Genomic DNA, 13,613 nt, shown 5'->3' on the forward strand with positions numbered 1-13,613 from the left:
GACGAGCATGATGATGCATTCATCCGCATGCGACTGTGAGGCGAGCTTATGCGAGACCCTGCGCGGGTTCTCCGCCCGTCATCCTGACAGCGTGATCTATCAGACATCGCTAATGAGCGCCCTGCTAAGCGGCGTGTACGAAGGGGAGACCACCATCGCCGATCTGCTGGCACACGGTGATTTTGGGCTCGGCACGTTTAACGAGCTGGACGGCGAAATGATCGCCTTCAGCAGCCAGGTGTACCAGCTGCGCGCCGACGGCAGCGCCCGCGCCGCGAAGCCGGAGCAGAAAACGCCGTTCGCGGTGATGACCTGGTTCCAGCCGCAGTATCGTATCACCTTCAGTGCGCCGGTCAGCCGCCAGCAGATCCACGACGCGATCGACAAGCAGATCCCCTCCGATAACCTGTTCTGCGCGCTGCGCATCGACGGCAACTTCCGCCACGCCCACACCCGCACCGTACCGCGCCAGACGCCGCCGTACCGGGCAATGACCGACGTGCTGGACGACCAGCCGGTATTCCGCTTTAACCAGCGCGAAGGGGTGCTGGTCGGGTTCCGCACCCCGCAGCATATGCAGGGCATTAACGTGGCGGGCTACCACGAACACTTCATTACCGACGACCGCCAGGGCGGGGGACATCTGCTCGACTACCAGCTGGAGAGCGGGGTGCTCACCTTCGGTGAAATTCACAAGCTGATGATTGACCTGCCCGCCGACAGCGCGTTTTTACAGGCCAACCTTCACCCCAGCAATCTTGATGCAGCGATCCGTTCCGTCGAAAACTAACAGGAGAACTACCGTGAACAGTGATAAACAGTCACGTCAGTGGGCGCACGGCGCCGATATGGTTGTCGGCCAGCTGGAAGCGCAGGGCGTGAAGCAGGTGTTCGGGATCCCGGGTGCGAAAATCGACAAGGTCTTCGACTCCCTGCTGGACTCGTCCATTGAAATCATCCCGGTGCGCCACGAGGCGAACGCGGCGTTTATGGCGGCAGCGGTAGGGCGGCTAACCGGCAAGGCCGGGGTCGCGCTGGTCACCTCCGGGCCGGGCTGTTCAAACCTGATCACCGGCATCGCCACCGCCAACAGCGAAGGCGACCCGGTGGTGGCCCTGGGCGGGGCGGTGAAGCGGGCGGATAAGGCGAAGCTGGTGCACCAGAGCATGGACACCGTCGCCATGTTCAGCCCGGTGACGAAGTATGCCGTGGAGGTTAACTCTCCGGACGCGATTGCCGAGGTGGTCTCCAACGCGTTTCGCGCCGCCGAGCAGGGCAGGCCGGGCGGGGCGTTCGTCAGCCTGCCGCAGGACATTGTCGACCAGCCCACCACGGGGGCGATTTTGCCCGCCAGCAGCGCGGCGCTGATGGGCCCGGCACCGGAGTCGGCCATTAACGACGTGGCGAAGCTTATCGAAAAGGCCAAAAATCCGGTTATTTTGCTTGGCCTGATGGCCAGCCAGCCCGCCAACAGCGCCGCGCTGCACAAGCTGCTGGAGAAAAGCCGTATTCCGGTCACCAGCACCTATCAGGCTGCCGGGGCGGTGAACCAGGAGCACTTCACCCGCTTCGCCGGGCGCGTCGGTCTCTTTAACAACCAGGCGGGCGACCGGCTGCTGCATCTGGCGGACCTGATTATCTGCATCGGCTACAGCCCGGTGGAGTACGAGCCGTCCATGTGGAACAGCGGCGATGCCACCCTGGTGCATATTGACGTGCTGCCGGCCTATGAGGAGCGCAAATATGTTCCTGACCTGGAGCTGGTAGGGGATATTGCCGCCACGCTGAACCTGCTCGCCAGCCGCATCGATCGCAAGCTTGAGCTGAGCCAGCGCGCCTCGGAAATTCTGGTCGATCGCCAGCATCAGCGGGATCTGCTCGACCGCCGCGGCGCGTCGCTCAACCAGTTTGCCCTGCATCCGCTGCGCATCGTGCGCGCCATGCAGGACATCGTGAATAACGACGTAACGCTCACCGTCGATATGGGCAGCTTCCACATCTGGATCGCCCGCTACCTCTACAGCTTCCGCGCGCGTCAGGTGATGATCTCCAACGGCCAGCAGACCATGGGCGTTGCGCTGCCGTGGGCCATTGGCGCGTGGCTGGTCAACCCCGGGCGCAAAGTGGTCTCGGTATCCGGGGACGGCGGCTTTTTACAGTCGAGCATGGAGCTGGAAACCGCCGTGCGCCTCAACGCCAATATCCTGCACATCATCTGGGTGGATAACGCCTACAACATGGTGGCAATCCAGGAAGAGAAGAAATACCAGCGTCTTTCCGGCGTGGAGTTTGGCCCGGTTGATTTCAAGGCCTATGCCGACGCGTTCGGCGCGAAGGGCTTTGCCGTGGAGAGCGCGGCTGCGCTCGAGCCGACGCTGCGCGCGGCAATGGATGTCGATGGCCCGGCCGTGGTGGCCATTCCCGTCGACTACAGCGATAACCCGCTGCTGATGGGCCAGCTCCATCTCAGCCAGATTTTGTGAATCAATATAAGGACAGAGAAATGCAAAAAGTGGCTCTCGTAACCGGCTCCGGCCAGGGGATTGGGAAAGCGATCGCGCTTCGTCTGGTGAAGGACGGCTTTGCCGTCGCCATCGCGGATTATAACGAAGAGACGGCGAAAGCGGTCGCGAATGAAATCACCCGCAACGGCGGCAAGGCCGTCGCCGTGAAGGTGGACGTGTCTGACCGCGACCAGGTGTTTGCGGCGGTCGAGAAAGCCCGCACCGCGCTGGGCGGCTTCAACGTTATCGTCAATAACGCCGGGGTGGCGCCGTCTACGCCGATCGAATCCATCACCCCGGAGATTGTCGACAAGGTCTACAACATCAACGTGAAGGGGGTGATCTGGGGCATGCAGGCCGCGATCGACGCGTTCCGCAAAGAGGGGCACGGCGGCAAGATCATCAACGCCTGCTCCCAGGCGGGCCACACCGGTAACCCTGAGCTGGCGGTGTACAGCTCCAGCAAGTTCGCGGTGCGCGGCTTAACCCAGACCGCCGCGCGCGACCTCGCGCCGCTGGGGATCACCGTTAACGCCTACTGCCCCGGCATCGTTAAAACGCCGATGTGGGCAGAGATCGACCGTCAGGTCTCCGAAGCGGCGGGTAAACCGCTCGGCTACGGGACCGAAACCTTTGCCAAACGCATTACCCTTGGCCGCCTGTCAGAACCGGAAGACGTGGCTGCCTGCGTCTCTTACCTTGCCGGGCCAGACTCTGACTACATGACCGGCCAGTCTCTGCTGATTGACGGCGGGATGGTATTTAACTAAAAAATAACGATAAGCTCTGACATGAACTTTCCCCTGCCCCCGTGCAGGGGCTTTTTTTTGTCTCGTCAGCCATTGTGGATTACACTGCGCGCTGCAAAACTTTAGTCTTGAGATCTGACAGGCGGTAACAGCGATGAACGGTACAATCACAACGTGGTTTAAAGATAAAGGCTTTGGATTTATCAAAGATGAAAACGGCGACAACCGCTATTTTCATGTGATTAAGGTCGCCAACCCCGATCTGATTAAGAAAGATGCTGCGGTGACCTTCGAGCCCACCACCAACAGCAAAGGCCTTTCCGCCTATGCGGTGAAGGTGATCCCGGAGAGTAAGCACCTCTATATTGCGGGCGAGCGCGTGAAGCTCACCTCGATCAAATCCTTCGTGGTGTTCAGCGAAGAAGAGCCCGTGGATGCTAAAATCGACAAAGAGAACGCGGTGCTGTCGGTAGGGCTGCTGATGAACAGCATCAAGCCGAAAACCGAGAAAAAACCGGGCGAAATGCGCACGGTGAAGAAGCTGGCAATCACCACCTTCCAGAACACGACGATGATCTTTACCGAAGATGAAATCGACATCGACGCTACGGTAAAACTGCTGAAGTAATCTTGTGCCGGGTAGCGACGACGCCTTACCCGGCCCGCACGTTCTTCCTTTTCGTCCGCTTTTTAACCTGCTATAACTCACTCCTTACCTTTCAGGGATCAGGGAGTCTCCGCCGTGCCCGAAATCAATCAACATGGTCAAACCGTCAACGATATCGTTCCGGACTGGAAATGCGCCCGGGCCTTAACCCGCACCCCGCTCGCCGGTCAGTATTGCCGTCTGGAGCCGCTGGATGCGGATCGCCATTCGGCTGATTTATACGAAGCCTACGCGCTGGGGGACGACAGCGACTGGACGTGGCTTGCCAGCTCCCGGCCTGAAAGCGTAGAAGCCACCGCGCACTGGGTACTTGGTAAGGTGATGGATGACGATCTAGTGCCCTTTGCCGTGATGGATTTACGTACCGAAAAGGCGGTAGGGCTGGTCTGCTATATGGCGATAGAGCGCTTTCAGGGCTCGGTGGAAATCGGCCACGTCACCTGGTCGCGCAGGATGAAAGGCTCCCGCATCGGCACCGAAACGGTGTGGCTGCTGCTCAAAAATGCCTTTGAGCATAAATATCGTCGGCTGGAGTGGAAGTGCGATTCGATGAACGTCGCCTCGCGCAGGGCGGCGGAGCGGCTGGGGTTTGTCTGGGAAGGACGCCTGCGCCAGAAGCTGGTGCGTAAAGGACGCAATCGCGACAGCGATATGCTCTCCATTATCGACGGCGAGTGGCCGCAAAGGGATGCGGAACTGCGTGCCTGGCTGGCGGCGGATAATTTCGACGGGGAAGGGCGGCAGGTCCGGCGGATTGAGGCATTTCGCCAGCGGAAAGAGGTATAGGGCAGAGGGCACTGTAGCCTCTCTGCCCCTGTACGTTATTTCTCGATCATCTGACTAATTTGATCGCGGTTGATGGCATGTTCATTGCCCGCGATATCTTCGTAAGTAATTAAGCCGTTGTCTTCATCCACTTCCGGTTTTCCGTGGGTGATAATCATTTCACCATTTTTCTTTTGTAATACATAGTCGCTGGAGCACCCTGCAACCGTCAGGGTCATAAATGCGAGACTTATTACTGCTACTACTTTTTTCATCTTAATGCCTGTAATTAAAAAGACCACAATGGCCGAATAAGGTTACTGAAATTCACTTCACAACCAGGGAGATATCAGTAACGCTGCATATATCAAAAACATAAACAGGAGCGTCACGATAACAACGCGACGTTCGAGGGGCGTAACGCCCGCTTCAGAGACTTCATCTGGTTTCGTAGACATGATTTTCTCTCCATTAACCTGCGAGCGTACCCGACACCTTTACCGGCAGGCGATAGTGATGTGCAATCGATAAGAAATTATCGACATTAGCTGTACCTGTGTTCCAGCCGTACTCCCTGTTGAGTAATTTATATTTACCCGTACCGAAACGGTGATAGGGGAGTAATTCCACCCCCTGAAAGTTTTCTCTTCCCTTAGTTAGCGCGGAGATCAGCGACAGTAATTTATCGGCCCGATCCGGGGCATCGTTAAAATAGGGGACCACGGGAATACGGATAATAATCTGTTGCCCGCCCTGCAATAGCCGCGCAAGATTGCGCACAATCGTCTTATTGCTGACGCCGGTATAACGGACGTGCAGCGCATCCTCCGCGCTTTTTAAATCGTACAGGATCAGATCGCAGCCTGACGTTGCCTGATGAATAGCGTGCCAGGAAGCGTAGCCCGCGGTTTCAATTGCGGTGTGAATGTCCTCCGCTTTGAGCCGCTCAACTAAAACGCGCGCAAATTCTGGCTGCATCGCCACCTCGCCGCCGCTGAGCGTGACGCCGCCTCCGGACTGGCGGAACCAGACTTCATCAGCCATGACCCTTTCAAAGGCGGTATCCGCGCTAACATGCTCGCCGACAATATTGAGCGCGGCGGCAGGACAGCGCGCTTCGCATAACCGACAGCCCGCGCATCTGCGGTCGCGTTCAAGAACATGCACGTTGTGGTCCATGCCGTGCAGCCTCGTCGGGCACAGGTCGGCACATTTGCCACAATGCAGGCAGCGGTCGGCATGGAAGAAAACATCCCGGCCGGTGGTTTGCCCTTCCGGGTTAGCGCACCAGGCACAGCGCATCCGGCAGCCTTTTAAGAAGATAATGCTGCGGATGCCCGGCCCGTCATGTAACGAAAACCGCTGAATGTTTGAGATCCAGCCGTACGTCTGTTCAGAAGTGCCGCTGCGTGGTTCTGCTGATGATCTCATCCTGGACCTCTTTACTTAATTCAACGAAAAAGGCGCTGTAGCCCGCCACCCGGATCATCAGGTTGCGATAGTCTGCGGGGTGCTTTTGCGCCTTTCTCAACGTCTCGTCGTCCACGTAGCTGAACTGGAGCTGGGCATTGCCCAGAATGCTCGCCGTGCGCAGCAGGTGGATCAGGCTGTTCTGGCCTTCGGGCGTCTCCAGCATCCCGTACATGAGCTTGATGTTATGCACCATGCCAATATCCATCTCCTCGACGTTGATCCGGCTCACGGAGTTGATGATGGCAGTCGGGCCGAGGTAATCCGTTTGCTGGGCCGGGCTGATGCCATCGGCCAGCGGTTTACCCGCCAGTCGGCCAGAGGGCAGCGCGCCGGTGATAAGCCCGAACGGGGTGTTGTTTGAAATAGAGAGCGTGCCAAACGCAAACGGCGCATACAGCATCCGGTAGCGGCGGTGCTCCTGCTCGAGAAAACGCACCAGCTCGCGGGCGATTTCATCCACCTCACGAATATCGTTGCCATATTTCGGCGCTCGCTGGCAGGCGGTCAGTATGTCGTCATAGCCGACAAAATTGTGGTCGAGCGCCTCCACGAGCTGCCGCAGCGTGAAGCGGGCGGTGTCGAAAACCAGCGTTTTGATGGCCATTAGCGAATTTACGCAGTCGGCAAGCCCGGTCCAGATGAGGCCTGGCCCTGCGTTGAGGCGTGCGCCTCCCTGAGTGACGTCCTTTGCTGTGGCGATACACCCTTCAATAAAGCATGACATCAGCGGTTTTCTGGCATGCTCTGCATGCAGCTTCTGGACGATAAGCGTCGCCTGCGCGGCGTTTCTGACGATAGCGGAGAGCTGGGCCCGAACCGCGGATTCAACGTCCTCATAACGACTGAACCGGGACACGTCGCCCGTGGCGGGGCCGCACGGCTTCCCGTTTTGGTTTTGGCCGTTATGCAGAGCCAGCTCGATAGCCGCGGTAAAGGTGGTATAGCCTACCGACGTCCACTGGTACATTTTTCCTGATTTTTGCGGCTCGACGCAGCCCATCAGGCAGTAGTCCCGGGCATCTTCATAGCTAAACCCTTTGTGCAGCATCATGCGGATATGCGCATCGTCGAAATGGCAGGCCGGAAAACCCATGCCGCTGCGTACCACGTCGACCACTTTGCGCAAAAACGGCTGAGGAGACTGGTTATGTATACGTACCGCTAAACCCGGCTGGTAGATTTTTAAACGCGCTGAACAATCCATGATCGCCAGCGTCAGCGGGTTGGTCGCATCGCCACCTTCGCGCTTCTGGCCGCCAACCACGAGGTTGATAAACGGCTGGTAGCCAGCAAAATACATTGCCGTCGATTCGCTGCAAATCCACAGGGTTTCGGCCATTTTTATCAGCCAGCAGCAGAGGAGTTCCTCAGCCTGCTGAAGATTGAGAGTGCCGTCGTTCAGATCGCGCGCCAGCAGCGGCCAGAGGTACTGATCGACGCGGCCGAGGGATATGCCGGTCTGGTTCTCTTCCAGCATAAACAGGGAGTGTACGAACCAGATAGCCTGCAGCGCATCGTGGAAATGCTGCGGCGGCTGCTCCGGCACCCGGCGGCATATCCCGGCCAGATGTAGTAGCTCATCGCGACGCAGCGGATCGCCTTCCTTTTCCGCAAGCGCATTCAGATAGTGCGCATAACGCCGGGCATAGGTCACCACGCCGTCGCAGGTGTGCAGAATGGCGGTGTAAAAATTGAAGGCATCACAGCCCTCGGGCGTAGCGGGATCGAGCGCGAGAAGCCGCGATGCCGCCTCCTCGCGGATCCCCTTTATCCCTCTGGTCAGCAAGATGGTGTCATAACCCGGACAGGAATCGCCGCCGCCGTTTTGCGTTTTGATCGTGACGTCGCAGATGCCGTCGTCATGACACCATTCCCACAGCCCGTGAGTCTTGAGCCGCGTTTGCGCCATTTCATCAAGGGAGCGCCCCTGCCAGTAGGGGAATACCTCTTCGCGAAGCAGACGCTTTGTTTCCTCATCAATCTGATAGGGATCCTGCGCCCGCGAGGGAAGGGTCTCCAGCTCTTCCGCCAGCCAGCGCCAGCTGATTTCTGGCGAAACTTCTCCCCCGCGTGCGCCGCCAGCAGGATGGCTGACGATAAGTTCATTCTGCGCCACATGCAGCGGCGCAGTCTCACAGGCACGCTGAAAGGCCAGCGCCCTGAGCAGGCTGTTGTTCATTCCCGGATTGTCTTTATAGACCCGGGTTACGCTCACGGCCCGATGCGCCGAGACGAAAGGTTTTGCCTGAAGGTAGGCGTCACGAAGCTGAACCACGCGCAGTGAAAGCATCTCCGTCGTCATGCCGTTTCTCCTGTTAAAAGGCGACGATCGCCAGCCCGGTCACGATGCAGCCAATCCCGATCTTTTCCAGAATGCTGCTTTTGAATTGATAAAAAATGCCGCTCATCACGGTTATCATCACAATCCCCAGCCCCGCCCAGACGGAATAGGCGACGACAGGTGAAATATATCCCATAAGCATTGACAGAGAATAAAAAGAAATAGCGTAGCAAGCCATGCAGTGAATGGTTAATGGAATATTTTTAAAATGTCTGGTCTCCGGGAGCAATAGCGTGCCGGTGACTTCCATCGTGACGGAAATAATCAGCCAGAAAAGGCAGTTCAGAATAATATACATTTTTAATTGCAGTGTTATTTGTTTTGCTTGATCGCCAGGTTCAGAATAATGGTTCCCGCGATGACCATCCCCAGACCCATCCATGCCCTCTGGGACACCGTATAGTCAAAACAGCGGTATTGTATAGCGGTAATGCTGAATAAACCGACCGCTGACCAGATGGCGTAGGCCACGCCGATATGAATCCGGCGTAATGCAATCGATAAAAAAATAATAGCTTACGCCGTAGCTTATTACCGCAGATAACCCCACTACGGGGCGCTGAAAACTGTTTGATAACGATAATAAGGTTGTGGCGATAACTTCAATGGATACTGCAGCCAGCAGGGCAGCAGCGCTTTTCGTTAACGTCATTAAATAAATCTCACACTGTTAAATAAAATATAAGCGTGTTTACTGGTGTAAAAATGCGGAACAGCCGCTCGACTGAACTGTTTCACCCGCGTTTAGGCTTCACATCCGTGTGCTTACAGAATAAAGGTTCCTTCAATCATCAGGCACGCTTTGCCCGAGAGTTCGATACGCCCGTTATCCTTAACGTGGCAAATCAGTTCGCCTTTACGGCTTCCGCCCTGTTGCGCGCGTAACCTCTTCTTCGAGAGTTTTTCACTCCACAGCGGTGCCAGAAAGGTGTGAGCCGAACCCGTCACCGGATCTTCATTTACCCCCACCTGAGGGCCGAACCAGCGTGAGCGAAAATCGAAGGTGCGTGAGGCGGCAGTGACCACCACACCGCGCGCGTTAAACTTTTCCAGCGCGGAAAAATCAGGCTTCAGGGCATCCAGCCTGTCCTCATCATCGATAACCACGATAAGATCGGACGCCAGCCAGGTTTCACCGGCGTTTTCCTCCAGCCCAAGCGCCTTAAACAACCCTTCCGGGGCGGCGATCCGGGACGGGATCGCCTGGGGGAAATCAAGCGTGTATTGCCCATCGTGCGAGGTCACGGTCAGCTCGCCGCTGCGGGTGAAGAAACGCACGCTGTTGCAGGCGTCGTCACGGCTAAAGAGAACGCTCGCGGCGGCAAGCGTCGCATGGCCGCAGAGATCCACCTCTACCGCAGGGGTGAACCAGCGAAGCGCGAAGCCGTCATCCTGTGGAACCACAAACGCGGTCTCGGAAAGGTTGTTTTCGATAGCGATGCGCTGGAGAACAAGCTCCTCCGGCCAGGCGTCCAGCAGGCAGACGGCCGCGGGATTCCCCGTAAAGGGGCCGTCAGAGAAGGCGTCTACCTGGTAAAACGGAATGCGCCGGGGAATGTTATTTTTCACCCATCACCTCAAGATCGTTATAAACCGTATAGCGGGTCACGCCCAGGGCCTGCGCCGCGTGCTGGACGCCACCCCGCATTTTGAAAATGCCTTTAGCGTGCATTTCAGCGACTATTTTAAGCCGCTGCGCTTTCTGTACCTTTTTGCCCGGGACCGAATGTTTATCGATGATTTCCTGGATTGACTGCTCGATGATGCCCCCCAGGTTCATATCCTGCGGGTCTGAATCGGGAAGTGGGCCGCCCGTTATCGCGTCGAGGCACTTGCGCATTTGGTCGTAAGGCGAGGTATCGATATTGATGCAAAAGGCCATCAGCGGTACCCCTTCCTCACTATAGTAAATTGTCGAGGCGCTGTTGAGGGTCCGTCCGGACGCCGTGACGGTTTTATAATTTTTTACCGTTACCGGGGTGCTGTCCTCGTTTTTTTTAAGCAACAGGGCAAATCCTTTGTCTTTTTCAGGACCGGATAACAGATTATCACCCGCTTTTCTGCCGCTGACGTGCCCGTTGACAATCTTTATTACGGACCGATCGGGCGTGGTGAGGTTGTGCAGGACTATCTCCTGGTTCGCCGACAGCGTACCTGCAAGAGCTTCCATTGCCGCTTCCAGCGGCCCGGAAATCAGTTCAATCTGTTTTGCGTAATCTGATTTCATCGTTGTTCCTGTATGTTCTGCATGGTCAGATGTCCTGTGTAAATCCTCGCTACTTTCCTTACCCGGCCTTTTGCCGCAAGCGAGAGTCCTGGTAGCGTTAAAGTATATCGATAGTGTTTAATTATCAACAAAAAGTTGATAAAGGCGGCGTGTGCGGGTACATTTTATGCCGAACCAACCGGTTGAATTGACCGTAACTGCTTAATGCTTAAAGGATAAAATGAAATTTTTAACTGTGATTGTGGCCGTAACGCTCCTCACGGCATGCCAGCTGGTGCGTCCTTTTGGCGATGCGACCACCTATAAACCTTTTACCGTTTCATCGCATCCCGGTCTGGACGGACGATATAACTGTATGCGAAGCGCGCTCGGCGCCGAAGGCTATGAGGTGGAGTACATCTTCCCCGAGCGGGACACGCCTAACTTTTTTGATATCTCTGAGGGGAACCGGCTGATTGCCCAGGTTGATATGACGCATACCACAGGGGCCAACTTTCTGGATATTACGCTTATCTCAGGGTCAAAGCAGACTAATGAAGAGCTTGGCCGGGTAATTGCACCCTGCGTCAGCAGATGAGCATTCATTTTATAATAAAGCCTCTGGTGGAAGAGGCTCAGGCGATCGTATTTTCAACGGTTTTGCAGGGCATGGCGCGTTTTGCCGTGAGGGCAAGACTTGAAAATACATCGGGTTGTTGACGTACAATAAGGATTTTCCGGTTCTCTGTCCCCGGGGCAGCTGGACATATTGTGCATTACCCGCCAGAGGGTCGGACTATATTTATCAATCTGGATAATGTTCACCGAGCGCAATTGCCCGGAAATGACAAAACCGTTGTTACTAACCTTAATTTTATCACCCGGTTTGATAAGATAGTCGCCCTTATACCAGAGCAGATATTTATGATTATGTTGTGTAACTATTTTAGTGAAAAACGTTCCAGTAATAGGGCTGACAATAGTCCCTAACGAAATCCATAATTTTGTTGTTTCCACTCATTTACCTTTTTAACAAATAATATACTCTTTGAAAGCAGTTTAGCTACCTCCGGTAATAGTACATAATAGTTATTGCCTATCCATCGGGCTAACGCTGATATGCATCTAATAAATCTTCTGTCAAATATATCGGCACTAATTTACATTAATAATACTTAACGTTGAAATTTTCACAAATTCATCTGCACGTTGTTGATGTCGGACGAAAAATATTCAAATACCGTGCGGTAGCGCGGCTAATGCTCATCCCAGAGAGACAGCACTTCCTCAACGTTTCTTACCCCATCTCGAAAAAAATTAACATGACGCTTTTCGATATAAAGAATTTCAAGCGTTAGCAGGAGAACGAGAAACACAGCGAAACAGATTAAAAGATTTTTGATCATAAATTGTACCGGTGACTTGAAATCTGAAGCGATAGAGCAACTCTTCAGTGTCCTGCCGTTTTCGAAAAAAGATTTATCACCACCACGCCGGCAATAATAAGAGCCATTCCTGCCACGGCAGCTATATCCAGCTTTTGGCCATATATAATCCATCCCGCAAGGCTAATCAGCACGATTCCGGCTCCTGACCATATCGCATAGATAATTCCCGTGGGTATTGTTCTCATCGGTATGGTTAACGACCAGAACGCCGCAATATAGAAAATCACGGTTATAAGGGAAGGCCATAAACGAGTAAAACTGTCGGATAATTTTAATGCAGTTGTCGCAATAACTTCACATGCTATTGATAATAAAAGAAAAAGGTAGCTATTCATTCAGGTGCCTGCTTCGTAATACTTCGGTTTACCCAATCGTGTAAGAAAATTCTATCAACATTAAGTTGTAATTTAAACTCAATGTTTAATTATGTGTGAGCCAGCGCACCCTGTCAGGTGCGCAAAATGCCGATTCACTGCGTGACGGTGGGGAGGAGGGAAGAAGATATGATGCGGGAAATGTATCAGGCCTGCCGAAACACGGAGAATTTTTTTGTGACGGGCGCAATTGTTTCTGCATCCCCATAAAGCGCAATGGCCACAAACTCCAGCTCTTCCAGAGAAGATGCTTTGGTTGCCTGGATCTGGGCTTCAGAGGACTTACCCAGCATCGTGGTAGTGAAGAAGTTAAGCATTACCCCCGCTTCCTGACACTTCAGCGCCGCTGTTTTAAGCTGATTGCTGTTTTTCGCCTGAAGGATGACAACCGGATAATGGCTAAGGTAAGCATTCAGATGACTTTCATCGTTTGGGTAATCATGAAAGAGCACGTCATCCGCCTTTCGCATGATCCCGGCGGCCAGATGGGCGGTGGCATTCAGAAGCAGTGCCGGATCCTGCGTGCGGTTAACAATGATATAGAGTTTTTTTTGATTATCTTCAAACATCTCGATTCCTCAATGTCCTGTTAACAGGCTTGTTGTTTATGCCGTATACGGTCAATAACGAACGTTAACGAAAGTGTGCCTGCGGCAGACGTCAGCCGTGACCAGGCAGGCAAGGGCCATCAGCACGCCCAGAAACAGGTTCCCGCCTGAAACCGTACGTGCCTGCCGGGGGGATTAATGGCGTCCGTGATGGCCATGATGGCCATGAAAATCATGCCAGCCGTGTGCGCGGGAGGATTCATGGTGCCAGGGATGATGATCCGAACGATGGTGCTCGGTTGAGTGATGTTCCCCGATTACGCAGCCGCTGAGTAGCAGGCTCAGGATAATAAGGGAGACGTTCAGACATAACTTACTGTTCAGCATAATGCGATCCTCTCAATAGCGCCTGGCGAGTAGGAGGCAATGATATTACTTAAACAAAAAGTTGTATTTTCAACATTTGTTGTTTGTTGAAATTAACGGTAACAAAATAATTCAGCCTGTAAGCGCTCATGAATATTACATTACAATTTAA

Annotated in this window: 18 protein-coding genes; 6 read left to right on the top strand and 12 right to left on the bottom strand. The window is 54.5% G+C overall.

Translation table 11 applies throughout. The annotated features are described in order from the left end of the window. Nucleotides 1-10: 10 nt before the first annotated feature. From budA to IM304_RS15825, 5 genes are all read left to right on the top strand, one after another. Nucleotides 11-790 (top strand): acetolactate decarboxylase, encoded by a 780-nt coding sequence (gene budA / locus IM304_RS15805; RefSeq protein WP_193356035.1) that lies wholly within the window; start codon nt 11-13, stop codon nt 788-790. Next, complete coding sequence (gene alsS / locus IM304_RS15810) at nt 762-2,483, top strand: acetolactate synthase AlsS (RefSeq protein WP_193355972.1); 1,722 nt, start codon at nt 762-764, stop codon at nt 2,481-2,483. The genes budA and alsS overlap by 29 nt, the downstream gene beginning before the upstream one ends. Nucleotides 2,484-2,503: 20 nt before the next feature. Then, a complete protein-coding gene (locus IM304_RS15815; RefSeq protein ID WP_193355973.1) occupies nt 2,504-3,274 on the top strand; it encodes a (S)-acetoin forming diacetyl reductase in 771 nt (256 codons plus the stop codon). A 133-nt stretch (nt 3,275-3,407) separates the two neighbouring features. Next, a complete protein-coding gene (locus IM304_RS15820; protein ID WP_176610963.1) occupies nt 3,408-3,881 on the top strand; it encodes a cold-shock protein in 474 nt (157 codons plus the stop codon). Between the two features lie 114 nt (nt 3,882-3,995). Continuing rightward, entirely contained in the window at nt 3,996-4,706 is a 711-nt protein-coding gene (locus tag IM304_RS15825; protein WP_193355974.1) for a GNAT family N-acetyltransferase, read from the top strand. Between the two features lie 35 nt (nt 4,707-4,741). Here the strand turns inward: IM304_RS15825 and IM304_RS15830 are convergent, their stop codons facing one another. The 8 genes from IM304_RS15830 to IM304_RS15865 all read right to left on the bottom strand — a co-directional run bounded on the left by IM304_RS15830 (nt 4,742) and on the right by IM304_RS15865 (nt 10,726). Further along, nucleotides 4,742-4,960 carry a YgdI/YgdR family lipoprotein gene (locus IM304_RS15830; protein ID WP_148419344.1) on the bottom strand — a complete coding sequence of 73 codons (219 nt, stop codon included), beginning with the start codon at nt 4,958-4,960 and terminating at the stop codon, nt 4,742-4,744. Nucleotides 4,961-5,156: 196 nt separating this feature from the next. Then, the gene (locus tag IM304_RS15835; RefSeq protein WP_193355975.1) at nt 5,157-6,116 is read right to left on the bottom strand and encodes a glycyl-radical enzyme activating protein; all 960 of its coding nucleotides are present in this window, start codon (nt 6,114-6,116) and stop codon (nt 5,157-5,159) included. Beyond that, nucleotides 6,079-8,460, bottom strand: coding sequence for a choline trimethylamine-lyase (gene cutC / locus IM304_RS15840; RefSeq protein WP_193355976.1), 2,382 nt, complete (start codon nt 8,458-8,460; stop codon nt 6,079-6,081). Before cutC ends, IM304_RS15835 begins: the two co-directional genes overlap by 38 nt. A 13-nt stretch (nt 8,461-8,473) precedes the next feature. Continuing rightward, a complete protein-coding gene (locus IM304_RS15845; RefSeq protein ID WP_227009694.1) occupies nt 8,474-8,881 on the bottom strand; it encodes a multidrug efflux SMR transporter in 408 nt (135 codons plus the stop codon). Then, nucleotides 8,812-8,970 (bottom strand): hypothetical protein, encoded by a 159-nt coding sequence (locus IM304_RS22435; protein ID WP_193355978.1) that lies wholly within the window; start codon nt 8,968-8,970, stop codon nt 8,812-8,814. The genes IM304_RS15845 and IM304_RS22435 overlap by 70 nt, the downstream gene beginning before the upstream one ends. Beyond that, nucleotides 8,903-9,151 carry a hypothetical protein gene (locus IM304_RS22385; RefSeq protein WP_193356037.1) on the bottom strand — a complete coding sequence of 83 codons (249 nt, stop codon included), beginning with the start codon at nt 9,149-9,151 and terminating at the stop codon, nt 8,903-8,905. The genes IM304_RS22435 and IM304_RS22385 overlap by 68 nt, the downstream gene beginning before the upstream one ends. A gap of 113 nt (nt 9,152-9,264) precedes the next feature. Further along, nucleotides 9,265-10,068, bottom strand: coding sequence for a PhzF family phenazine biosynthesis protein (locus tag IM304_RS15860; RefSeq protein WP_193355979.1), 804 nt, complete (start codon nt 10,066-10,068; stop codon nt 9,265-9,267). Continuing rightward, on the bottom strand, nt 10,058-10,726 hold the full coding sequence (locus IM304_RS15865; RefSeq protein WP_193355980.1) for a transcriptional regulator: 669 nt from the start codon (nt 10,724-10,726) through the stop codon (nt 10,058-10,060). The genes IM304_RS15860 and IM304_RS15865 overlap by 11 nt, the downstream gene beginning before the upstream one ends. 220 nt (nt 10,727-10,946) lie before the next feature. Between IM304_RS15865 and IM304_RS15870 the strand changes: the two genes are divergently transcribed. After that, on the top strand, nt 10,947-11,303 hold the full coding sequence (locus IM304_RS15870) for a hypothetical protein (RefSeq protein ID WP_193355981.1): 357 nt from the start codon (nt 10,947-10,949) through the stop codon (nt 11,301-11,303). Between the two features lie 53 nt (nt 11,304-11,356). Here IM304_RS15870 and IM304_RS15875 read toward each other — a convergent pair whose 3' ends face one another. The 4 genes from IM304_RS15875 to IM304_RS15890 all read right to left on the bottom strand — a co-directional run bounded on the left by IM304_RS15875 (nt 11,357) and on the right by IM304_RS15890 (nt 13,462). After that, a complete protein-coding gene (locus tag IM304_RS15875) occupies nt 11,357-11,722 on the bottom strand; it encodes a hypothetical protein (protein ID WP_193355982.1) in 366 nt (121 codons plus the stop codon). A 433-nt stretch (nt 11,723-12,155) separates the two neighbouring features. Beyond that, nucleotides 12,156-12,488: an SMR family transporter gene (locus IM304_RS15880; RefSeq protein ID WP_193355983.1), complete on the bottom strand. Its 333-nt coding sequence runs from the start codon at nt 12,486-12,488 to the stop codon at nt 12,156-12,158. A 185-nt stretch (nt 12,489-12,673) separates the two neighbouring features. Beyond that, a complete protein-coding gene (locus IM304_RS15885; RefSeq protein WP_193355984.1) occupies nt 12,674-13,096 on the bottom strand; it encodes a DUF2000 domain-containing protein in 423 nt (140 codons plus the stop codon). Nucleotides 13,097-13,270: 174 nt separating this feature from the next. Further along, entirely contained in the window at nt 13,271-13,462 is a 192-nt protein-coding gene (locus IM304_RS15890) for a hypothetical protein (RefSeq protein WP_148419325.1), read from the bottom strand. Nucleotides 13,463-13,613 lie beyond the last annotated feature (151 nt).

It is taken from the genome of Enterobacter cloacae complex sp. P40C2, assembly GCF_014930695.1.
GTDB lineage: Bacteria > Pseudomonadota > Gammaproteobacteria > Enterobacterales > Enterobacteriaceae > Enterobacter > Enterobacter pasteurii.

Coding starts and splice junctions, on each gene's coding strand:
- IM304_RS15820 (WP_176610963.1), top strand. CDS start 3,408: ATGAACGGTACAATCACAACGTGGTTTAAAGATAAAGGCTTTGGATTT.
- cutC (WP_193355976.1), bottom strand. CDS start 8,460: ATGACGACGGAGATGCTTTCACTGCGCGTGGTTCAGCTTCGTGACGCC.
- IM304_RS15835 (WP_193355975.1), bottom strand. CDS start 6,116: ATGAGATCATCAGCAGAACCACGCAGCGGCACTTCTGAACAGACGTAC.
- IM304_RS15885 (WP_193355984.1), bottom strand. CDS start 13,096: ATGTTTGAAGATAATCAAAAAAAACTCTATATCATTGTTAACCGCACG.
- IM304_RS15815 (WP_193355973.1), top strand. CDS start 2,504: ATGCAAAAAGTGGCTCTCGTAACCGGCTCCGGCCAGGGGATTGGGAAA.
- IM304_RS22385 (WP_193356037.1), bottom strand. CDS start 9,151: ATGACGTTAACGAAAAGCGCTGCTGCCCTGCTGGCTGCAGTATCCATT.
- IM304_RS15845 (WP_227009694.1), bottom strand. CDS start 8,881: ATGGATGGGTCTGGGGATGGTCATCGCGGGAACCATTATTCTGAACCT.
- IM304_RS15830 (WP_148419344.1), bottom strand. CDS start 4,960: ATGAAAAAAGTAGTAGCAGTAATAAGTCTCGCATTTATGACCCTGACG.
- IM304_RS15890 (WP_148419325.1), bottom strand. CDS start 13,462: ATGCTGAACAGTAAGTTATGTCTGAACGTCTCCCTTATTATCCTGAGC.
- budA (WP_193356035.1), top strand. CDS start 11: ATGATGCATTCATCCGCATGCGACTGTGAGGCGAGCTTATGCGAGACC.
- IM304_RS15880 (WP_193355983.1), bottom strand. CDS start 12,488: ATGAATAGCTACCTTTTTCTTTTATTATCAATAGCATGTGAAGTTATT.
- IM304_RS15865 (WP_193355980.1), bottom strand. CDS start 10,726: ATGAAATCAGATTACGCAAAACAGATTGAACTGATTTCCGGGCCGCTG.
- alsS (WP_193355972.1), top strand. CDS start 762: ATGCAGCGATCCGTTCCGTCGAAAACTAACAGGAGAACTACCGTGAAC.
- IM304_RS15870 (WP_193355981.1), top strand. CDS start 10,947: ATGAAATTTTTAACTGTGATTGTGGCCGTAACGCTCCTCACGGCATGC.